General features: G+C 70.4%; 20 protein-coding genes. 9 read left to right on the forward strand and 11 right to left on the reverse strand.

Features of this window, described 5'->3' with window-relative positions:
- Positions 1 to 34: 34 nt before the first annotated feature.
- Positions 35 to 697, reverse strand: coding sequence for a TetR/AcrR family transcriptional regulator (locus ACFQ7F_RS03010; protein ID WP_383265137.1), 663 nt, complete (start codon positions 695 to 697; stop codon positions 35 to 37).
- 161 nt (positions 698 to 858) lie between these two features.
- On the opposite strand from ACFQ7F_RS03010, the gene ACFQ7F_RS03015 reads away from it, so the two are divergent.
- Together ACFQ7F_RS03015 and ACFQ7F_RS03020 are read left to right on the forward strand one after the other, a co-directional pair.
- Positions 859 to 1,674 carry a methyltransferase domain-containing protein gene (locus ACFQ7F_RS03015; protein ID WP_383265140.1) on the forward strand — a complete coding sequence of 272 codons (816 nt, stop codon included), beginning with the start codon at positions 859 to 861 and terminating at the stop codon, positions 1,672 to 1,674.
- A 321-nt stretch (positions 1,675 to 1,995) separates the two neighbouring features.
- Complete coding sequence (locus tag ACFQ7F_RS03020; protein WP_383265143.1) at positions 1,996 to 3,210, forward strand: alanine--tRNA ligase-related protein; 1,215 nt, start codon at positions 1,996 to 1,998, stop codon at positions 3,208 to 3,210.
- Positions 3,211 to 3,221: 11 nt separating this feature from the next.
- Here ACFQ7F_RS03020 and ACFQ7F_RS03025 read toward each other — a convergent pair whose 3' ends face one another.
- Positions 3,222 to 4,127: a LysR substrate-binding domain-containing protein gene (locus ACFQ7F_RS03025; RefSeq protein WP_383265145.1), complete on the reverse strand. Its 906-nt coding sequence runs from the start codon at positions 4,125 to 4,127 to the stop codon at positions 3,222 to 3,224.
- Positions 4,128 to 4,323: 196 nt separating this feature from the next.
- On the opposite strand from ACFQ7F_RS03025, the gene ACFQ7F_RS03030 reads away from it, so the two are divergent.
- The 3 genes from ACFQ7F_RS03030 to ACFQ7F_RS03040 are packed head-to-tail and all read left to right on the forward strand — an operon-like array spanning position 4,324 to position 8,534.
- On the forward strand, positions 4,324 to 5,517 hold the full coding sequence (locus ACFQ7F_RS03030) for an NAD(P)/FAD-dependent oxidoreductase (protein WP_383265147.1): 1,194 nt from the start codon (positions 4,324 to 4,326) through the stop codon (positions 5,515 to 5,517).
- A gap of 46 nt (positions 5,518 to 5,563) precedes the next feature.
- Complete coding sequence (locus ACFQ7F_RS03035) at positions 5,564 to 6,961, forward strand: 2-oxoadipate dioxygenase/decarboxylase family protein (RefSeq protein ID WP_383265150.1); 1,398 nt, start codon at positions 5,564 to 5,566, stop codon at positions 6,959 to 6,961.
- Positions 6,962 to 7,001: 40 nt separating this feature from the next.
- Entirely contained in the window at positions 7,002 to 8,534 is a 1,533-nt protein-coding gene (locus tag ACFQ7F_RS03040) for an aldehyde dehydrogenase family protein (RefSeq protein WP_383265153.1), read from the forward strand.
- A gap of 102 nt (positions 8,535 to 8,636) precedes the next feature.
- Here ACFQ7F_RS03040 and ACFQ7F_RS03045 read toward each other — a convergent pair whose 3' ends face one another.
- Positions 8,637 to 9,656 (reverse strand): zinc-binding dehydrogenase, encoded by a 1,020-nt coding sequence (locus ACFQ7F_RS03045; protein ID WP_383265156.1) that lies wholly within the window; start codon positions 9,654 to 9,656, stop codon positions 8,637 to 8,639.
- 61 nt (positions 9,657 to 9,717) lie between these two features.
- Between ACFQ7F_RS03045 and ACFQ7F_RS03050 the strand changes: the two genes are divergently transcribed.
- Positions 9,718 to 10,026 (forward strand): ArsR/SmtB family transcription factor, encoded by a 309-nt coding sequence (locus ACFQ7F_RS03050; protein WP_383265159.1) that lies wholly within the window; start codon positions 9,718 to 9,720, stop codon positions 10,024 to 10,026.
- 372 nt (positions 10,027 to 10,398) lie between these two features.
- Positions 10,399 to 11,751, forward strand: a complete 1,353-nt coding sequence (locus ACFQ7F_RS03055) for an ABC transporter substrate-binding protein (RefSeq protein WP_383265161.1) — start codon at positions 10,399 to 10,401, stop codon at positions 11,749 to 11,751.
- 52 nt (positions 11,752 to 11,803) lie between these two features.
- Here ACFQ7F_RS03055 and ACFQ7F_RS03060 read toward each other — a convergent pair whose 3' ends face one another.
- The gene (locus ACFQ7F_RS03060; protein WP_383265337.1) at positions 11,804 to 12,748 is read right to left on the reverse strand and encodes an endonuclease/exonuclease/phosphatase family protein; all 945 of its coding nucleotides are present in this window, start codon (positions 12,746 to 12,748) and stop codon (positions 11,804 to 11,806) included.
- A 245-nt stretch (positions 12,749 to 12,993) separates the two neighbouring features.
- On the opposite strand from ACFQ7F_RS03060, the gene ACFQ7F_RS03065 reads away from it, so the two are divergent.
- Positions 12,994 to 13,314 carry a cupin gene (locus tag ACFQ7F_RS03065; RefSeq protein ID WP_383265164.1) on the forward strand — a complete coding sequence of 107 codons (321 nt, stop codon included), beginning with the start codon at positions 12,994 to 12,996 and terminating at the stop codon, positions 13,312 to 13,314.
- A 9-nt stretch (positions 13,315 to 13,323) separates the two neighbouring features.
- Here ACFQ7F_RS03065 and ACFQ7F_RS03070 read toward each other — a convergent pair whose 3' ends face one another.
- Entirely contained in the window at positions 13,324 to 13,887 is a 564-nt protein-coding gene (locus ACFQ7F_RS03070) for a cysteine hydrolase family protein (RefSeq protein WP_383265166.1), read from the reverse strand.
- 70 nt (positions 13,888 to 13,957) lie between these two features.
- On the opposite strand from ACFQ7F_RS03070, the gene ACFQ7F_RS03075 reads away from it, so the two are divergent.
- Positions 13,958 to 14,515 (forward strand): 2'-5' RNA ligase family protein, encoded by a 558-nt coding sequence (locus tag ACFQ7F_RS03075; protein ID WP_383265168.1) that lies wholly within the window; start codon positions 13,958 to 13,960, stop codon positions 14,513 to 14,515.
- A gap of 4 nt (positions 14,516 to 14,519) precedes the next feature.
- Here ACFQ7F_RS03075 and ACFQ7F_RS03080 read toward each other — a convergent pair whose 3' ends face one another.
- The 6 genes from ACFQ7F_RS03080 to ACFQ7F_RS03105 all read right to left on the reverse strand — a co-directional run bounded on the left by ACFQ7F_RS03080 (position 14,520) and on the right by ACFQ7F_RS03105 (position 20,104).
- The gene (locus ACFQ7F_RS03080) at positions 14,520 to 15,782 is read right to left on the reverse strand and encodes a cytochrome P450 (RefSeq protein ID WP_383265171.1); all 1,263 of its coding nucleotides are present in this window, start codon (positions 15,780 to 15,782) and stop codon (positions 14,520 to 14,522) included.
- 79 nt (positions 15,783 to 15,861) lie between these two features.
- Positions 15,862 to 17,163, reverse strand: a complete 1,302-nt coding sequence (locus tag ACFQ7F_RS03085) for a cytochrome P450 (RefSeq protein ID WP_383265173.1) — start codon at positions 17,161 to 17,163, stop codon at positions 15,862 to 15,864.
- Positions 17,160 to 17,786: an ATP/GTP-binding protein gene (locus ACFQ7F_RS03090; RefSeq protein ID WP_383265176.1), complete on the reverse strand. Its 627-nt coding sequence runs from the start codon at positions 17,784 to 17,786 to the stop codon at positions 17,160 to 17,162. The genes ACFQ7F_RS03085 and ACFQ7F_RS03090 overlap by 4 nt, the downstream gene beginning before the upstream one ends.
- Positions 17,764 to 18,126, reverse strand: a complete 363-nt coding sequence (locus ACFQ7F_RS03095; RefSeq protein ID WP_383265178.1) for a DUF742 domain-containing protein — start codon at positions 18,124 to 18,126, stop codon at positions 17,764 to 17,766. Before ACFQ7F_RS03095 ends, ACFQ7F_RS03090 begins: the two co-directional genes overlap by 23 nt.
- Positions 18,123 to 18,569 (reverse strand): roadblock/LC7 domain-containing protein, encoded by a 447-nt coding sequence (locus ACFQ7F_RS03100; RefSeq protein ID WP_383265180.1) that lies wholly within the window; start codon positions 18,567 to 18,569, stop codon positions 18,123 to 18,125. The genes ACFQ7F_RS03095 and ACFQ7F_RS03100 overlap by 4 nt, the downstream gene beginning before the upstream one ends.
- The gene (locus ACFQ7F_RS03105) at positions 18,566 to 20,104 is read right to left on the reverse strand and encodes an ATP-binding protein (protein ID WP_383265340.1); all 1,539 of its coding nucleotides are present in this window, start codon (positions 20,102 to 20,104) and stop codon (positions 18,566 to 18,568) included. The genes ACFQ7F_RS03100 and ACFQ7F_RS03105 overlap by 4 nt, the downstream gene beginning before the upstream one ends.
- Positions 20,105 to 20,201: the final 97 nt, after the last annotated feature.

Consider the following 20,201-nt stretch of genomic DNA (forward strand, 5'->3'; position numbering starts at 1 on the left):
ACTGCTGAACTGCGTCACTCGGGGCCCGATGCCCTCAGGCGACGGGGTCGCCGACGAATCCGCCGGTCGCCGTGCGGATCGCATGGGCGTAACGCCGGGAGACGGCCGCCACGTCGTTGAACTCCGTGAGATCGGCGCCGGTGAGGAGGGCGGCGCCGATGTGCTCGTCAAGGAGCCGCACGACCGCGGCGGCGGCCGCGGCGTGCACCCGCACATCCAGATCACCGGCAGACAGCCCCAGACGGCTGCCGACAATCACGCACATCTCCCGTTCCGTCTGATCACAGGCCATCAGCCATGCCGTGCGGAGCGCCGGCTCGGTGTCGGCGAGCCGAATCATCTTCATCGCCAGCATCTCGTCGGCAAGATCGACGGGCGGCTTCTCGTGCCGGAGCCTGATCAGTTCCGTGGCCAGGTGGTCTTCGATGGAGCTCTGCCGGGGCCAGCTGCGCAGCACGCTCAGCAGGGTGACGACCCCTTGCATGACGACCGGCTCGGCGCAGCTCTCCTTGCTGCGAAAGTGCCGCCAGATCGTGCGCGTGGACAGGCCGACGGCCTCCGCGATCTGATCTCCGCTCGTGGCTGCCACTCCCTGCTCCCAGAACAGGCGCGCCGCTTCCCGGGAAATCTCGAGCCGCAGCCGCGCACGCCGCTGCTCGCTCATCCCTCCCCCGCTGCCGCGCTTCTCCGTCGCCATGACGCCTCGTCACCCTTCTCCTCCAGTGTCCCCAAACGACAGCATGTCACTAAGTGACGATCGACGCGAGCGGACGCTCCTGAAAACTTCGATTCCGGGGTGTGTGGGGGCCGGAAGCGGCGACTTCAGGGAGGGCGTGCGGGGAGAGGGACAATCTCCCCATGACGCACCCTGCACAGGAGTCCCGCGACGGCGGCGGCTATCTCCTCGACAATGCACAGTCCGAGGCGGGCATCCGTTTCGATGCGCTCGGCGAGCTCTTCGACCCCACCACCTTCCGGCACATCGAGGCCCTGGGGATCGCCTCGGGGTGGCAGTGCTGGGAGGTCGGGGCGGGCGGCCCCTCGGTGGTGACCTGGCTGGCCGACCGGGTCGGGCCGACCGGTCGGGTCCTGGCGACCGACATCGACACTTCCTGGGCCTCCCGGGCGGCGGGAGGGGTCATCGAGGTGCTGCACCACGACGTGGGCCGGGACGAACCGCCGGTGAACGGCTTCGACTTCGTTCACGCCCGGTTGGTGCTGGTGCATGTGGCCGACAGGGAACGGGCCCTGCGCGCGATGGTCGGCGCGCTGCGGCCCGGCGGCTGGCTGCTCGTGGAAGACGCCGATCCGGCGTCGCAGCCACTGATCTGCCTGGACGAGTACGGGCCCGAGCAGGCACTGGCCAACAAGTTGCGGGCCGGATTCCGCTCCCTCCTCGCGGCTCGCGGTGCCGACCTGGCCTACGGACGCAAGGTCCCCAGGCTGCTACGGGAGGCGGGGCTGACCGATGTCACCGCGGATGCCTACTTCCCGATCACGTCCGCGGCCTGCGACGTCCTGGAGGCGGCAACGGTCCGGCAAGTGCGGGACAGGCTGATCGCGGCAGGGCTCGCGACCGACGAGGAGATCGATCGGCATCTCGCGAGCGTCACTTCGGGCCGCCTCGATCTCACCACTGCCCCGATGATCTCCGCATGGGGCCGCCGCCCGTGAGGCCATCAGACCGACGGCAACGACCGCGGCGCCCACGTACAGCGGCGCCCTGTAGCCAAGGTAGAGGTCACCCGGCGGAAATTCCCGTGCACCCAAGATCTGCGCGCGTTACCGTCGGACCTATGAACGTCACCGGCCCCCTCACCACCGCGACCGCGCGAGCGACCAGCTCGCCGGTTGCCGCCGCCTGACGCACTTCCCCGTTCCCACCGGCGACCGGACACGGTCCGCCGGTGGTTTTCCGTGGTGTTCACACCCCGGTCCCGGTGTGCGGACCCACTGTCCGGTGCCTCCCCGCTGCGTATGCGAAGGAGCCACCCCATGAACACCGAAGAGAACACCGGAACTCACCCCGGAACGCACACCCGGTTGAGCACCGAAGACGTGGTCCGTACGTTCGTCGAGTACTTCGAGGAGCGGGGCCACCGCCGGATCACCGGCTCGACGCTGATGCCGCCACCCGGTGACCCGGTCCTTTTCACCACCTCGGGCATGCACCCGCTCACTCCGTACCTGGAGGGGCAGCCTCATCCGCTCGGCAGGCGTCTTGTCAATGTGCAGCGCTGTCTGCGCACCACGGACCTGGAGGAGGTCGGTGACTCCACCCATCTGACCGTCTTCGAAATGCTCGGCACCTGGTCGCTCGGCGACTACGAGGGTCGCCAGAGCCTCGACTGGGGTTACGGGCTGCTCACCGACGGGTTCGGCATCGACCCGAGTCTGCTGCACGCCACCGTCTTCGGCGGTGACGACCAGGTCGGGCCCGACACCGCTTCCCTGGAGCTGTGGCAGGAGCGCGGGCTGCCGGTGGAACTCACCGTGCAGGACAACTGGTGGTCCAACGGGCCGACCGGCCCCTGCGGTCCCGACTCGGAGATCTTTATGTGGACCGGTGACACCCCGCCCGAGTCGACGCCGACCGGTGACGACCGCTGGGTGGAGCTGTGGAACCACGTGATGATGCGTCACCGTCGGCTGATCGACGGCTCCCTCGTGCCGCTCCCCCAGCGCAACATCGACACCGGACTCGGCCTGGAGCGACTGGCCTCGCTGCTGCAGGGGCGGACGTCGGTCTTCGAATGCGACCTCTTCGACCCCTGGCGACACCTCGTGCCGGGCCTGTGGCAGCTGGACGAACCGTCACTGCGGCTGGTCTGCGACCACCTCCGCTCGGCCACGGTGGTGATCGGCGACGGGGTGCACCCGGCCAACACCGGCCGCGGCTACGTGCTGCGCCGACTCGTGCGACGGCTGCTCACCGTGCTGTGGCGGGAGGATCCCTCGCGCGAACTGGTCGATCTGCCGGTGGAGTTGGTCCTGCACACCTTGGATCACTTTCGTCAGGACGTGGATCCCGACGGTGTGCGCCGGGTGCTGCTCGATGAGGAGCGGCGGTTCAGGCGGCTCCTGGAGCGGGGGCGGCAAGTACTGGCCAGGCCCCGGTTCAAGGGCCCGCTGAACGAGGAGGACTTCCACTATCTCCATGACACCCACGGTCTGCCGAGCGACCTGGTCCTGACCTTGCGTCAGGAGTGACGAGGTCGAGGTCAGGAACCGCGCTGGTCGGCAACAGTCCGCAATACGTCGACCAGCGCGGCCACCGCCGGACGCCGTTCGGCAGAGGCGCGGCACACCACGACGATGTGCCGCTCCATCCGCTCGCGCAGCCGCACCACGTCGAAGCGCGAGGCGCGCAGCCCGAGCATCAGCTCGGTGACCGTGCTCACGCCGATGCCCGCCTCGACCAGGGCCAGGGTCGCGGCGGTGTCGGTGACTTCGTGCCGAACGTTCGGTTCGAGGCCCGCGCGGCGGCACACGGTGCGCACGGCGCGGCCGTAGTAGCTGTCGGCCGACGGCAGGATCCACGCCAGATCCCGGGTGTCGGCAAGAGCGGCGCTTTCGCGGCCCTCCATCCAGCCGGTGGGCACCGCGAGGGCGAAGCGCTCGCAGTAGAGCCGGGTCACCCGCAAGGCGGCGTCGCGCGGGATGGGCACGTCCGGGTAGTCCAGGCCGAGTGCCAGGTCCACGCCTCCGGATGCGACGGCGTCGTACACCTCGTCTACGTCCATGTCGCGGCTGTGCACGCCCAGTTCGGGGTGGGCCGCGTGCACCCGGCGCAGGACGGGCGGCAGGATCTCGGCGGCGGCCGTGGCGAACAGGCCCACGCGCAGGGTGCCGGAGACCGCGCCGCAGCCGCGTTCCAGCTCCTCGACGGCTTCGGCCTCCGTGGCCAGGATCCGCTCGGCGTGCCGGGCCAGCGTGGTCCCGGCGTCGGTGAGTTCCACCCGGCGGCCCGCCCGGCGCAGGAGTGGGGTGCCCGCGGCCTTCTCCAGCGCGGCGATCTGCTGGGAGACGCCGCCCGGGGTGTAGCCCAGAGCGTGTGCGACGGCGGTGATGGTGCCGCGCCGGGTCAGCTCGACCAAGGACCGCAGCTGCGAACTCGTCCAATCCATGAGGCGAACTTATAGAGATCGTCAAAGATCAGGAGCAGTAACCGTTCATGGACGTCAACGGTCGGGTTGCGTCACGATGACGTACAGCTCACTGATCGGCGTCCCGTACGTTACCGACTGCCCATGCCACGCCCGCGAACTGACGCCTCTTCAGGCACGTCGGTTCTGGCGCCGGCCTCTGGAAGGGATCGGTCTCTTGTCCTTCTCATCGCGCCCGTCCACCGCCCCCGCCTTCCGTACTCTCCCGCCGGTCGCCGATGTGGTGATCGTCGGCGGGGGCGTGATGGGTGCCTCCATCGCCTTCCACCTCGCCGAGGCCGGAGTACGTGACATCGTCGTCGTCGAATGCGGCGAGCTCGCCTGCGGCAGCTCGGGCAAACCCATCGGCGGCATACGCGCCCACTTCTCCGACCCGCTCAACATCGAGCTCGGCAACCGGAGTCTGCGCGCCTACCGGGACTTCCCGCAGCGGCCCGGCGCGGACATCCGCCTCGACACCGTGGGCTATCTCTTCGTGCTCACCAGTGAGCGGCAGGCCGTGGAGTTCGCCGAGAGCGTCCGGCTCCAGAACAGCATGGGCGTGCCGAGCCGCATGATCGATGCCGACGAGGCCCGGCGTCTCTGCCCGTATCTGAGCGCCGAAGGCCTCGTGGCCGCAGTCCACTCCCCCACCGATGGGCACGCCCGCCCCGGTCTGGCCGTGCGGGGATACGCCGACGCGGCGGCCCTGGCGGGCGTCCGTTTCGCCACCCACACCCGCGTGACCGGCATGGACACCACGGGCGACCGGGTCAGCGCCGTGCACACCGACCGCGGCTCCGTCACCTGTTCCACCGTGATCTGCGCGGCGGGCGCCTGGTCCGGTCAGATCGGCGCCATGGTCGGCGTCGATCTGCCCGTCCGGCCGGTACGCCGCCAACTGGCCTTCACCGAACGCCTTTCGCCGGCTGCCCCGCGAATCCCCTTCACGATCGACTTCACGTCGTCGGCGTACTTCCACAACAGCGACGACGGGCTCCTGTTCGGCCTCGCCGACCCCCGCCAGGCAGATGGCTTCGACACCACGTGGACCCCGGGGTGGCTCGACCTCTTCCGGGACGTCGTACGCCATCGCGCCCCCGCCCTCGCCGAGATGCCGCTCGCCGACGGCTGGGCGGGCCTGTACGAGGTCACGCCCGACCACAACGCGCTGATCGGCCGCTCCGGCGACCTGCCCAACTTCCTTTACGCCACCGGGTTCTCGGGACACGGCTTCCTTCAAGCCCCCGCCGTCGGCGAGATCGTGCGCGACCTGCACCTCGAACGCGAGCCGTGCGTCGACATCGCGCCGATGAGCGCCGACCGCTTCCGGACCGGGGCCGCGTTCCGCCCAGAGACCCATGTCGTATGACCATTCGACTTCTTCCAAGTCCGACAGTCCGAAAGGCAGACCTTCCATGATCAGCCAGTGGCAGCTGCGGGCCGCCTTCGCCGCACGGCTCTCGGAGATGTACGGGCGGGAAGTCCCCGCCTACAACACGCTCGTGGACGTCTCGCACGAGGTCAACGAGGACACCCTGCGCGCGCAGGGCGCCGACGCCGAACGGCTCGGATCCATCAGCCGGGTCACCGCGGAGCGGCACGGCGCCATCCGCGTGGGCACCCCGGCCGAGCTGGGCCACGTCGCACGGATCTTCGGCGCGCTCGGCCTGCGCCCGGTCGGCTTCTACGACCTGCGGGAGGCGGCCGCCAGCGCGGTGCCGGTCGTGTCGACGGCCTTTCGCCCGGTGGACGCCGAGGAGTTGGCGCGCAATCCCTTCCGTGTCTTCACCTCACTGCTCACGCCCGCGGACCCACGCTTCTTCGACGCCGACCTGCGATCGCGCCTGGAGACGTTCCTGGCCGGGCGTGAACTCTTCCCTCCGGAGCTGCTCGCCCTGGCCGACCGGGCCGAGGCCGAGCACGAACTCTCCGAGGCGGACGCGGAGCGCTTCCTCCATCTCGCCGTCCAGGCCTTCGAGTTGTCCGACGAACCGATCGACCAGGCCTGGTACGAGGAACTGGAGAGGGTCTCCGCGGTCGCCGCCGACATCGGCGGCGTCCGCTCCACCCACATCAACCACCTCACCCCGCGCGTCCTGGACATCGACGAGCTGTACCGGCGGATGACCGACCGCGGCATCGAGATGATCGACACCATCCAGGGCCCGCCCGCCTTGAAGGGCCCCGACCTGCTGCTGCGCCAGACGTCCTTCCGCGCCCTGGCCGAACCGCGCGCCATGCGCCGCCCGGACGGCAGCGTCACCCGCGGCGCCCTGCGAGTGCGGTTCGGCGAGGTCGAGGCCCGTGGCATCGCCCTCACCCCCGCGGGCCGCGCGCTCTACGACCGCCTTCTCACCCTCGTCGACGACCAGGCCGCCCTGCACCCCGCAGCCGACCGCACCGAACTGGCCCGCACTCTGTGGGCCGCGCACGTCCCGGCCACCGAGCGCGAGCTGGCCACGCAGGAGCTGGCCTACTTCACCTACCGAGCCGCACCCGATCGCCCACGCGACGGCACCGAACCACCCTCCACCGTCGCCGAGTTGGAGGACCGAGGCTGGGTGCGGGCCGAACCCGTCGTCTACGAGGACTTCCTGCCACGCTCCGCCGCCGGCATCTTCCAGTCCAACCTCAGCGGCGAGGGTTCCCGGAACACCGAGCAGGAAGGTGCCGCGTACGACAGCGACTGGCTGTCCGGCGCCATCGAGCGCGAGGTCCTCGACCCGTACGCCCTGTACGAGCACCAGCAGAGCCTCTCGATCACCCGGGTCGGCCGCGAACTGGGCCTGCGCCTCGACGGCAGGCCCAGCTGACCCCTCTGCCCCCACCCACACACCTCACCCAGGGAGCACCATGACCGGCACCACCGCCCTGCCCACCACCGGCGACCTGCGCAGCCGTGCCCTCACGAGCATGCGGCGCGTCGGCGTGAGCGTTCCGGAGGGCAGCGATTTCCAGGCGCGTACGCCCATCACCGGCGAGGAGCTGTTCGGCCTGACCGGGGCGAGGCCCGCCGACGCAGAGGACGCCGTCGCCGCTGCCCACGAGGCGTTCCTCACCTGGCGCACCACCCCGGCGCCGCGCCGGGGCGAACTTGTGCGCCGTCTGGGCGAGTTGCTGCGGGACCACAAGATCGACCTGGCCGACCTGATCACCATAGAGGCGGGCAAGATCCGCTCGGAGGCGCTCGGCGAGGTCCAGGAGATGATCGACATCTGTGACTTCGCGGTCGGCCTCTCGCGCCAGCTCTACGGCCGCACCATCGCCTCCGAGCGTCCCGGCCACCGGCTCGCCGAAACCTGGCACCCGCTGGGCGTGGTCGGGGTGATCTCCGCGTTCAACTTCCCCGCCGCGGTGTGGTCGTGGAACACCGCGGTCGCGCTTGCCTGCGGCGACACCGTGGTCTGGAAGCCGTCCGAGCTGACCCCGCTGATCTCGCTGGCCTGCGACCGGCTGCTTGCCCGGGCCGCGGAGGAGGTCGGCGCCCCCCGCGACGTACACCGTCTCCTGCTCGGCGACCGCTCGGTGGGTGAGCGGCTTGTGGACGACCCGCGCGTCGCACTCCTCAGCGCCACCGGATCCACCCGCATGGGTCGCGAGGTCGGCCCGCGCGTGGCGGCCCGGTTCGGGCGCAGCCTGCTCGAACTCGGCGGCAACAACGCCGCGGTCGTGGCGCCGTCCGCCGATCTCGACCTCGCGGTGCAGGGCATCGTCTTCGCCGCCGCGGGCACGGCCGGGCAACGCTGCACCACGCTGCGCCGCCTGATCGTCCACCGCGACATCGCCGACACCCTTGTGGCGCGCCTGACGGCCGCGTACACCAAGCTCCCCATCGGAGACCCGTTCGACGAGAACACCCTCGTCGGCCCGCTCATCTCCCCCGCGGCCCTGGACGGCATGCAGGACGCGCTGGCCCGCGTACAGGCACAGGGCGGCAAGATCCTCGCCGGTGGCAACCGGCGCCTGGCGGACGCGGCGCCCCGGGCCGCGTACGCCGAGCCGGTCGTCGTCCGGGTCGACGAGCAGACCGACGTAGTACGTGCGGAGACCTTCGCCCCCATCCTGTACGTCCTCACGTACGACACCTTTCAGGAGGCCATCGCGCTGCACAACGGCGTCCCGCAGGGTCTTTCCTCCAGCATCTTCACCCGCGACCAGCAGGAGGCCGAGCTCTTCCTGTCGTCCGAGGGCTCCGACTGCGGCATCGCCAACGTCAACATCGGCACGTCCGGTGCCGAGATCGGAGGCGCGTTCGGCGGCGAGAAGGAGACCGGCGGCGGACGCGAGTCCGGCTCCGACGCCTGGCGCGCGTACATGCGCCCGGCCACCAACACCATCAACTACTCCGGCCGCCTCGCCCTGGCCCAGAACGTGAGCTTCCTCTAAGGGCCGCCGACACCATCAACGAGTGCGCCCACGGACACGGCATGTGCCGCTGCCGCTGCCGCTGCCGAGGACAGGCCGTCCGAGATCCCCGACCGAGTCAAGCTAAGGCAAGGACGTTGTCCGGCGCGGTGGCTCGTCCAGGGGGTGCACAGCGACGGCGATCTTGCCGCGTGGGCGTCCGCGGCCCTCACCGGCAGAGCCACCTTCCAACAGTGTGTGCGCCTGTGCGATGTCGGCCAGCGGTAGCACGGCGCCGATCACCGGCCGGAGTCTGCCCTGGTCGACCAGCCGGCCCAGGGCCTCGAGCTTCGCCCGGCCGGGGCTGACGAAGAGGAAGTGGTAGGTCGCGTTCACGCCCCACGCGGCGAGCAGGTTCTGAGGTTCGGGGATGTCCACGATGGACACCACGCGGCCTCGGTCTGCGAGGACCTCCGGGCTGCGGGCGAGGGTGCCCCCACCCACCGTGTCCAGCACGACGTCCACCCCACCAAGGGCGCGGACCTGCGGCACATAGTCACCGGCCGAGAAGTCGATCGCGATGTCGGCCCCCAGTCCGGTGACGAACTCGTGATCCCTTGCCCGCGCGGTGGTTACCACCTCGGCTCCCATCGCACTGGCGACCTGGACGGCGGCCGAGCCGACCCCGCCCGCTCCGCCGTGCACCAGGACCCGTTCCCCGACCCGCACCCCGGCGCGTTCGACCAGCGCCTCCCACGCCGTCACGCCCACGAGCGCGAGACCGGCGGCCTCGACGTGCGACAACCGTGCGGGCTTGCGGGCGACCAGGGCCTGGTCGACCACGTGGAACTCGGCGTAGGTTCCCTGCCCGGCGAACATCGGCGCCAGGTACCAGACCTCGTCGCCCGGCTGGAAGTCGCCTGCCCCAGGGCCGCTCTCGACCACCACGCCGGACACGTCGTTGCCGATCACCGCGGGCAGCGCCACCTGGTCGCGGTAGTCGCCGCGCCGGGTCTGCAGGTCGAGAGGGTTCACGGACGTGGCAAGGACGCGCACCAGCACCTGGCCGGGTCCGGGAGTGGGTCTTGGCAGCTCTCGGGCGGCGAACGCGGTGTCCGCGTCACCGAAGCGGACGAGTTCCATCACACGCATCGAAGTCGACATGCGGCGATCTTAGATCGGTATATCGCGAATTCTCAATACGTATATGCGTTACGATCACCGCGTGTTCTCGGAGGAAGAGTTGCTGGCTGTGTTCCGGGCCCTGTCCAACCCGGCCCGCCGTCAGATGCTGGTGTGGCTCAAGGAGCCGATGAGTTTCCCCGGCCAGGAGCCCGACCACGTCGAGATCGGTGTCTGCGTGACCGACATCCAGCAGCGTGCGGGTCTGGGGCAGTCAACCACCTCGCAGTACCTCGCGATACTGCGGCAAGCAGGGCTGGTGGTCGCCACCCGGCGAGGCAAGTGGACCTACTACCGCCGCGACGAGGCGAACATCGCCCGCCTCCTGGAGACCCTGCGCGACGTGTTCTAGATCCAATGCGGTTCAGTTCAGTCCTGCTCGGCCAGGTCGATGACGAAGACGGCGGCGCCGCCCTCACCGACGGTGGAAGCCATGCGTACTCCGTAGTGCCCGACGTAGGCGGATCGCCTGCGCTCGGCACGAGGAAGCTCCCTCGCGCCGAGCGGGCACGAGCTTGATCGACGTGAGACGGCGGCGTCCAGTCCGATCGCCGTCGGGTACTCCGCGGCGACTTTTGTCAGATGCGTTGACGAACCAACTACCTCCTCCTAGCTTCGTGTTCGCCGCGCTTCGTATGTCATATACGAGACGCGGTATGTCATACGCGGTGTACGCACGCCTCGCGTTGGCGTGTCGAGCCATAGTTCAGAGGAGAGAGAACCCATGAGTTCCCGCATCCGCAGGGGTCCCCGTCGAGCGGCCCCAGCAGCCATAGCCCTGTCCCTCCTCCTCGGCATCACCGCCACGGCATGCGGGGACGACGGTTCCGGTATCGCGGGCGAGGAGGGCAGCGAGGGCTCCGGCAAGGGGACCATCACCTTCTGGGACAACAACACGGCCGTCCGCCGCGACATCTGGATGGAGATCATCAAGGACTTCGAGAAGAAGTACCCCGCCATCAAGGTCGATTACGTCGGTGTCCCCGCCGAGAACGCCCAGTCGAAGTACGACAACTCCATCCAGGGCGGCGGTCTGCCGGACGTCGGCGGCGTGGGCGCCGCCATGCTCGCCGCGATCGCGGCCCAGGGCGCCCTTGAGCCGCTGGAGGACCGGCTGGCCGACAGTCCGCTGGACGGCGAGCTCAGCAAGAACATGCTCGATTCGACGACTTCGGCGGGCGGGACGTCGCAGTTGCTCATGGTCCCGACGTCCGCGAACAACGGTGTCCTGTACTACCGCACCGACCTCTTCAAGTCCGCCGGTCTGGACGCGCCGACCACGTGGAGCAAGTTCTACGAGGCGGCGGACCACCTCACCGCCAAGGACAGCAACCAGTTCGGCTACACGATCCGCGGTGGCGTGGGGTCCATCGCTCAGGCCCTGGACGCGGTGTACGGGCAGAGCGGCATCAAGTCCTTCTGGAACGCGGACGAGACGAAGACCACGGTCAACGACCCCAAGAACATCGCCGCCCTGGAGAGGTACACGGCCCTCTACAAGAAGACGACCCCGGCCGCCGACCTCAACAACAACTTCACGCAGATGGTCGCCCAATGGGACGGCGGCCGTATCGGCATGCTGAACCACAACCTGGGCTCCTACCAGGACCACGTGAAAGCCCTCGGCCCCGGAAAGTTCCGCGGCCTGCCGAACCCGAAGACGGCCGGCGGCAAGCGGGTCCAGGTGTCCAACCCGATCGACGGGCTCTCGATCTTCAAGACAAGCACCAAGAAGAAGGCCGCCTGGAAGTTCATCGAGTTCGCCTCGTCCCACAAGGCCAGCTCCAAGTTCAATGAGTCAGCCGGTCTGATCCCGGCCAACACCAAGGCGGTCAAGGACGCCTGGGTCGGTGAGTCGGAGCCGACACGCCTGGCCGCTGAAGCACTCAACTCCCCTGCCACCACGATCGTTCAGCTGCCGTACTACCTGCCGGACTGGAACACGATCTCCAAGGCCGACAACGAACCCGCCTTCCAGAAGGTCATGCTCGGTAAGACCAGCGCCAAGGACTTCCTGGACGACCTCGCCGACCAGCTCAACACCGCGCAGGCCGACTGGAAGCAGCTGAACTCCTGATCAGAGGGAATCAGAGGGAATCAGAGGGAATCGGGGGGGGGCATCGGGGGCATCAGGGGTCCAGCGTGATACCGGCGGCTACCGGTAGGTGGTCGCTGCCGGTGGCGGGCAGCGTCCGGACGTGCGTGACGGTCGCCGCGCGGGTCATGATGTGGTCGATCCGGGACACGGGGAAGGCCGCGGGCCAGCTGAAGGCGGAGTTCCGTCCCGTCGAGTCGAGGCGTGTGGTGACCGGGGCGAGGCCGCGGTCGTCGACGGTGCTGTTGAGGTCGCCGAGCAGGATCACCCGGTCCAGCTTCTCGGCGGCGAGCGCCGCGCCCAAGAGGCCCGCGCTCTCGTCCCGCCGCCCGGAACTGAAGCCGTTCCACCGCACGCGGACCGAGGGCAAGTGGGCGACGTACACAGCGATATCGCCCCACGGCGTACGAGCGCTCGCCCGTACCCCGCGGTTCCAGTCATGCCCGACCCCCTCCGGCCTGATGTCCACGGCCCGGACGTCCGTCAGCGGATACTTCGACCAGAGTCCGACCGTGCCCCGCACCGCCCTGTGGGGATACTCCGGTGCCAGCTCTCGCTCGTACACCGGCAGCGCGGAGGGCGTCAGCTCCTCAAGGGCGATGAGATCCGGTCCGGAGCCGATCAGGGCGCGGGCGGTGCCGGAAGGGTCGGCGTTCACGTCGCTGACGTTGTGCTGGACCGCCATGACGTCGTGGGCGCCATGGTCCCCGGCCACCACCCGTCCGCCGAAGAGACTCCCCCAGACGGCGGCGGGCAGGAGCAGCGCCACCAGGGCGATGGCCGAGCGGCGCAGCAGGGCGAGGGCGAGCAGCAGGGGAACGGCCAGGCCCAGCCACGGCAGGAATGTCTCGAGGAGACTGCCGAAGCGGCCCACGGTGTTGGGCACGGCGGAGTGGAACGCCAGCAGGGCAGCTGTCAGGACGGCGAGCGACGCGAGAATCCGGCCGCGCGCCCAGGGCGAGCGCCCTGTCGAGACCACACCCCATCGCAGCCACCGCCGTAGCCGCGCGGTCCGCGCTCCCGGCACCGCGCCACCGTCCACGACCTGCTCCACCCAGTCCCTCGCCTTCCGCGCTTTCCCGGTCGTGAGCGCGATGTGCCCGGTAGGACGCCGCCATCGGGTGATCGGGTTCCGGCTGCCGGATGCGGCCTGCGCGGGTGACGGGAAGACTGGGTGACGCGTGCCCGCGCGTACGCACCCACTCTTCGTCGGAGGGAACCGCCGTGGCCGATCTTTACGCCCTTGTCGGAGAGCACCTCGAGAAGGCCCGCACCGCCGCACACGGTCGCAGCGCCGAGCTGCTCCTGCACGACGGTCCGCTGCGGCAGAGCCTGATCGTGCTCACCACCGGAACCGAGCTCGGTGAGCACGACACGCCCACGGCCGCGACCCTGTTCGTCCTGCGCGGCCGGGTCGGGCTCACCACGGCGGGCGGACCGCTCGAACTGGGCGAGGGCGAGTTCGCGCCCATCCCGCACGAGCGCCACAGCCTGACCGCCCTGGACGACTCGGCCGTCGTACTGACCGCCGTCACCGGCATCTGAACCGGGGCGCTAACCCTGTGCGACGGCCTTGAGCCACTCCTCGACCGAGACGACCTCCGCCCACTGCGGGAACAGCTTCCCCGTCAGGAGTTCGTGCACCTCGGGGTCCAGGTCGAGGCAGGCGTCCGACAGGACGGTGAGTCCCAGGTCCCGGTCGTTGGCGTGACACGCGGTGTGCAGCACTACGCCGCTGGTGGCGATGCCGGTCAGAACGAGGCTGTCGATGTCGCGCGCCCTGAGCACCAGGTCCAGGTCGCTGCCCGAGAACGCGCTCCCGCGCCGCTTGGTGACCACGGTGTCGCCCGCCTCGGGCGCGATGTCCGGGTGGATCTCGGTGCCGGGCTCGCCCTCGACGTGCAGGCCCGCCCGTATCACGGCGGTGAGCGCCTTGTTGCGGGCGCTGACGTCCGGATAGCCCGGCCGTAACGCGATGATCACGTAGATCACGGGGATGGCCGCCGCGCGGGCACCGTCGATCGCGCGGCGCAGGCGCGGGAGATATCCCGAGCCGTCGTCGGCGAGGTCCACGATGTCCCGCTGGACGTCCATCACGAGGAGGGCGTTGTTCGCCATGTCCTTCGTCCCTTCTGCAGTTGTTCGCCGGGACGGAGGCAGTCCCCCGCCGGTGCGATCATGGCGCGTGATGAACGCCGATGAGGAGTGTGCCCGGAGCGAGCCCGCGACGGAAGGGTGGCCGGACGTACCGGGTGACACCGCGCTCACCATCAAGGTCCCCGAGGCCGACCCGCTGGTACGGGCAGGGTTCCCGGCCCACGTGACGGTGCTCTACCCCTTCGTGCACGAGAGCCGGCTCGACGCCGCGGCCCGCCACGAACTGTCCGCTCTCTTCGCCGGGCACGATGCCTTCACCCTCACCTTTGCCGAGTTCGCCCGCTATCCCGGCGTCCTCTACCTCGACCCGTGGCCGCGCACCCCGGTCACGGCCCTGGCCAAGGACCTCACCCGGCGCTGGCCCGATGCCGTGCCCTACCGGGGGATCTTCGAGCCCCCGCTGGCCCCGCATCTGACGTTGGCGAACAGCGAGGGTCCCGCGACCCAGGACGCCGCGTACGACGCGCTGCAGGCCGAACTGGAGCCTCTGTTGCCACTGAGCTGCCGCGTCCGGTCGGTGCACCTCATCGTCTGGGACGGTTCACACTGGCAGGACCGCGCCGAGTACCGCCTCGCAGCGCGGGGTTGACCGGCTACGGCCGCAGGGCACCCAGGCGCACAGGCAGCTTCTGGACGCTGTTGCCCACGAAGGAGGCGTGGCGGGGCAGTTCGGGCTCCGGCATGGTGAGGTCGAGGTCGGGGAAGCGCGTGAACAGCTGCTCCAGGGCGATGGTGGCCTCCATGCGGGCCAGCGGTGCACCCATGCAGAAGTGCGCGCCGTGGCCCAGGGACAGATGCCGGGTGGTGGTGTTGTCGCGGGTGATGTCGAACTGGTCGGCGTCGGGGCCGTGGGCCTGCTTGTCGCGGCCCGCCGCGGAGTAGCCGGCCAGTACGGGGGTGCCCTGGGGGATGACGGTGCCGTCGAGCGTGAGGTCGCGGGTCGGGTACCGGAAGGGGAAGTAGCTGACGGGGCTGTCCCAGCGCAGGGTCTCCTCCACCACGTCGGCCCACGTCACTTTGCCGGACAGGGCGAGGGCGAGCTGATCGCGGTGGGTGCACAGGGCGCGTACGGCGTTGGTGATCAGGTTGAGGGTGGTCTCGTGCCCGGCGATGATCGTGAGCATCAGGGTGCCGATCAACTCCTGCGGGCTGAGCCGGTCGCCGTTCTCCTCCCTGGCCGCGATCAGGGCGCTGGTGAGATCGTCTCCCGGGTTCGCGGTACGGCCTGCGGCGACCGCGCCGAGGACCTCGATCATCTCCCGGTTGGCCGCCATCGCCTCTGCGGGGCCGATGTCGGTGGCGACGATCTGGTTCGACAGGTGGTGCAGGCGGTCCTGGTATTCGGCGTCCACGCCCAGGAGTTCGCAGATGACCCCCATCGGCAGCGGCATCGCGAAGTGCCTGCGCAGGTCCGCGACGCCGTCGCCCGTGGCGGCCGCCTGGTCCAGGTCGTCGAGCAGCCTGGCCGTCAGAGCCGTGATCCGCGGCTGCAGTTCCGCCACCCGGCGCGGGGTGAACGCCTTGCCCATCAGGGAACGCAGCCTGCGGTGGTCCGTGCCGTCGGCGGTGGTCATGCCCTGCACCGTCGCGAACGTCTTCAGCGGCCAGCCGTCGGGTATCTCGCCCGCCTGCAGGGCGGCGAAGTGCTGCGCGTTCTTGGCGACGTCGGGGTGCGAGAGGAACTCTTTGAGCGCGTCATGACCGAGGACCGCCATGCCCTGTACATCACCGGGCAGGACCACCGGCGTGACGGCGCCTTGCGCGAGGAGCCGGGCGTTGTCGGCGTGCGGACAGCCGCCCGCCGGGTCGAAGCGGTGCGGCTGGCTGGCTGCGGTGTTCACCTGTGACGTGTTCAACGGGCTCTCCTGGACGACTGGGTGAGGGGCGGGTCGGCTGCGGCATGGGCATGCTGCGAGGCGCTGACGGTGTGTCCGGTCACAGCACGGGCTTGGGCTCCGGCAAGGGGGCGGGATGCTGAGGCAGGACAGGAGCGGTGAAGCGGACCGGGAGTGCGGCGAGTCCCTTGCTCCAGGGCGACTTGACCCACTGCAGTTCGCTCTGCGGGATGGCCAGCTCGAGGTCGGGCAGGCGGTGGCGGATCGTGTCCACGGCGGTGCGGGTGATGAGCCTGGCCGGGTCCTGGGCCGGGCAGATGTGCGGACCGGCGCCGAAGGCCAGGTGGGAGCGGTTGCCGACGACCGGTGAACCGTCGTCGGGGAGGATCTGCGGGTCCGCGTTGGCGCCGGCCAGACCGAGGATGAGCATGTCGCCGGTGCGGATGTGCTGCCCGCCGAAGGTCATGTCACGGGTGGCGTAGCGGGCGGGGAAGTTCTGCGTGGGCGGGAAGCGCCACAGGACCAGGTCGAGCGCGTCGTCCACGCTGAGGTGGCCGCCGGTCAGCGAGGAGCGGAACTGCGGGTCGCACAGCAGGATGCGCAGGGTGGTGGCGATCCAGTTGACGGAGGTCTGGTTTCCCGCGACGAACATGACCACGAGGTTGTGCAGGACCTCTTCGTCGGTGAGTCCGGCGGGGTGGTGCAGCAGGGCCGATGTGATGTCGTTGCCGCGGTGGCGCCGCTTCTCCTCGATCAGCTGGAGCAGGATCGCGCCCATCCGCTTGCTGGCGTCCGCGGAACCGCCGGTGGCGGCGGCCGTTCCGGCGAGGGCCTCCACCAGGTGACGGCCGGTCTCGTCGTCGAGGCCGAGCAGTGCGGTGATGACGCGCATCGGCAGCTTGCGCGCGTAGTCGGCCACCAGGTCGGCCTCGCTGCGCCCGGCGAACGACACGATCACTTCCTCGGCCATGGCCCGCACGGAGCGCCGCAGTTCGTGGCCGTTGATCCCGGCAAGGGCGGCGGAGACGGCGGCGCGCATCCGGCGGTGCTGCTGTCCGTCGGCGAACAGCAGGGCGGGCCGCCAGCCGACCATGGGCAGGATCGGCGAGTCGGCGGGCACCCGGCCCTCCCGCAGCAGGCTCCAGCGGCGCGGATCGTGCGAGAAGTCCTGCTCGTCGCGGGTCAGTTGCAGCATTTCCCGGTGGCCGATGACCAGCCAGGCGTCGACGCCCGGGGCGATGGCAACGGGTGCCACCGGACCATGGTCGCCGCGCAGTTGCTCGTACAGGGCGGGCAACGCGTCGCCGTCGAGGTCGGATCCGTACAGCGCGGTCACCGGTGCCGCGGCTCCGGTGACCGGGCAGCGGTCGGGCGGCCCGGCCGCGGCGTAGGGCGAGGTCATGAGGTCTCCGTGGCGATGTGGATGAGGTGGCTGACGAGGGCGATCAGGGCCCGGACCGAGGACGCGGGGTCACGTGCGTCGCAGGTCACCACGGGGGTGCCGGGGAGCAGGTCGAGGGCCGCGCGCAGATCGTCGGCGCTGTGCTGGGGGCTGCCGGGGAAGATGTTGACGGCCACCGCGAAGGGCAGTCCGAGGTCCTCCAGGTTGCCCAGGGCGTCGAAGGACGCCTCCAGGTCACGCGTGTCCACCAGGGCCAGGGCACCGAGTGCGCCCTTGGCCAGGTCCCGCCACGCGGGCAGGAACCGCTGCTGGCCGGGGGTCCCGAACAGGTAGAGGACCAGGTCCCCGTCGATGGTCATCCGGCCGAAGTCGAGGGCCACGGTCGTGGTCGTCTTGCCGCCGGTCACGACGGTGTCGACCCGGGCGCCCGCCTGCGTCATGACGGCCTCGGTGGACAGGGGTTTGATCTCCGAGACGGTGCCGATCAGGGTGGTCTTGCCGACCCCCAGCGGTCCGACGACCAGGATCTTGGCGGCGCCCACGACGCTGGAAGTGAGGTACTTCCCGGAGCCGGATGACTGCGAGGCCTCGGACGGCGCGTCAGAGGCGGCTTTCGAGACCATGGAGGACCTTTCTGAGCATGGTCACATCGGTGTGTTCGGCTGGAGGCACGGGCGGGCGCGTCACGATGAGTCCCCATTCGAGGAGATCGCAGAGCAACGCCTGTACGACCGAGGGGGGCTGGCCGATGTGGGCGGCCACCTCGGCCACCGAGAGGAGTCCCTGGCAGTGCGCCAGGATGATCTGGTGCTCGGGCTGGAGCGACGCGGGGAACGCCGCGTCGGTCGCCATCACCAGGGACTCCCAGGCCAGGGACTCGGTGTCGGATGCCGACCGCCCGCGAGTGATCACGTACGGACGGATCGCCGAGGCCGTCGGCTCCTCCGGCCGCGGGGTCGTCATGACGCCGAAGCGGCCGGATCCCGCGGCAGGCTGCTCAGATGCGAGCCGATCTTCACCACGAGCAGCTGCATCTGCTGGGCCACCAGGCCGACATCGGCGCTCAGGTCGGTGGCGACCCCCAGGTGCGCGCCCACACCGGCGTGGGTGAACAGCACGAACCCGTGGTCGGTCTCCAGCATCAACTGCCGTACGTCGGCGCCCGAACCGTAAAGCAGCGCGGTCGTGGACCTGCCCGTCATGGTCATCGCCGCGCAGGCCGCGGAGAGGGACTCGGCTTCGGCGACGCTCAGGTCGGCCACAGGACCGGTGAGGTTCTCCGCGGACGCGTGCCCGAGCCGCAGCCCGTCCTCGGAGACCACCACGCTGTGCCGGACCCCGGGGATCTCGATCAGCGGGCGGAGCATCCAGCCCAGGTCGGGAAGGGGGGTGATTATTCCGGTCACTGCCGGCCTCCGTCATGCTCGTCAGGGGTGGGGGGTTGGGACGGTGTAGCGGTCTGTGGTGGCTCCGCCGGACTGTTCGCGTCCTGCGCCGCGGACCGGTCCGCGTCCAGGGCCGCGCGGCCGCGCAGCGAACCGGACACCACGCTGGCGATCGACGCGCGCGCCGCCTCCGGCGTCCAGGGGGCCCCAGGCGTGGCCGGGGGTGCCTGCCGACGCTCCGGCGCAGGGGGGCGGGTCGCGCCCGGGGCGGCGTGGCGCCGGTTGCGCCGCCGGGGCAGGCCGACCGCCGTCTCGCTCGCAGGGGTCAGCGGGGCCGGGGGCGCGCTCGGGGCGGTCCGGAAGGGCAGTTCCGCGTGCTCGGCGGGATCGAGCCGTTCATGCTGTTCGTGCAATTGCGCGGGAGCGGGCCCGGGTTCGGGTATCGGCTGCGGGGGCGCCGTGGTGGCGCTCACCCGGTGGGATCCCGTGAGGCGCGAGGGAGGTTCGGTCAGCAGCCGGAACGGCACGAACGTCACCGCACGCGTGCCGCCGTAGGCCGAGGCCCCGCTCAGCTCCACGTTGAAACCCAGCTCCCGGCTCCAGCGGCCCACACAGGCCAGACCGAGGCGGGGCACCGCGCCCAGGCGGGCCAGGTCCTGGTCGTCGCGGAGCTGGCCCATCGCCCGGTGCAGTACGTCCGGCGGCATTCCGAGCCCGGCGTCGTCGATCTCGAGGACCGCTCCGGCGCCCACCTCGCGGATGGTGACGACGACTTGGGAGCGCGAGGGAGAGAACACCGTGGCGTTCTCCAGGAGTTCGGCGATGGCGTGCATCAGCCCCTCCACCGCGGGCGGCACGGCGTACAGCGTCTGTCCGCCGTGCACCTCGATCCGGCCGTACTCCACGATCCGCGACTGTGCGCCACGTACGCAGTCGTACAGCGAGACCGGCCGTGTCTCCCTGCGGGCGGGCCAGATCCCGCACATCACCAGGAGTGTCTGGGCCTTGCGGGTCATCTGCGCGGCCGCGTGGTCGGCCTTCATGACCTCGGCCATGAGGTGCGGGTCGTCGATGGAGCGCTCGACCCGGTCGAGAACCTGCTGCTGGACCGTGGCCATCGCGTGCATGGTGCGTGCGACGGACTCGAAGGCGGCCTGCACCGAGTCGCGCAGGCCGCGTTCGCGGCGCACCGCCTCGTCCGATCCAAGGGCCCCGGAAACGGCGGCGAGTGCCCGCGCGAATTCCTCGCCGGTGTCCCCCGGCGGCGCCAACGGGCCCGGCACACCTTCCAGTCGCTGCCCGGCGCGCACCCGCTCCGCGATCGCCGGGAGCCTCACACCGGCCAGGTGCTCCACTTCGGCTTCGCGGACCGCGGCAAGGCGCGCCTGCCGGGCACGGTCTGCCCGCTCGGCGGACAACTGCCGGATCAGCACCAGGACCCAGGCGAGCAGCAGTACCGCGACCGCGGCGCAGCCGCCGGCCAGGACCCGCCGCCACTCGGCTGCCGCGTCCAGTGCGGCGAGCACCGCGCCCGCGGCCGCCAGGACCACCGCCATCAGCCAGACCAAGGCCTCACGGCCCACGGAACCGCGCTTGAGACGGCTCACCACGGCGTACTCGCCCCGGCGACCCTGTACACCTTCACCACAACGA

This window comes from Streptomyces sp. NPDC056486 (assembly GCF_042795295.1).
Taxonomy (GTDB): domain Bacteria; phylum Actinomycetota; class Actinomycetes; order Streptomycetales; family Streptomycetaceae; genus Streptomyces.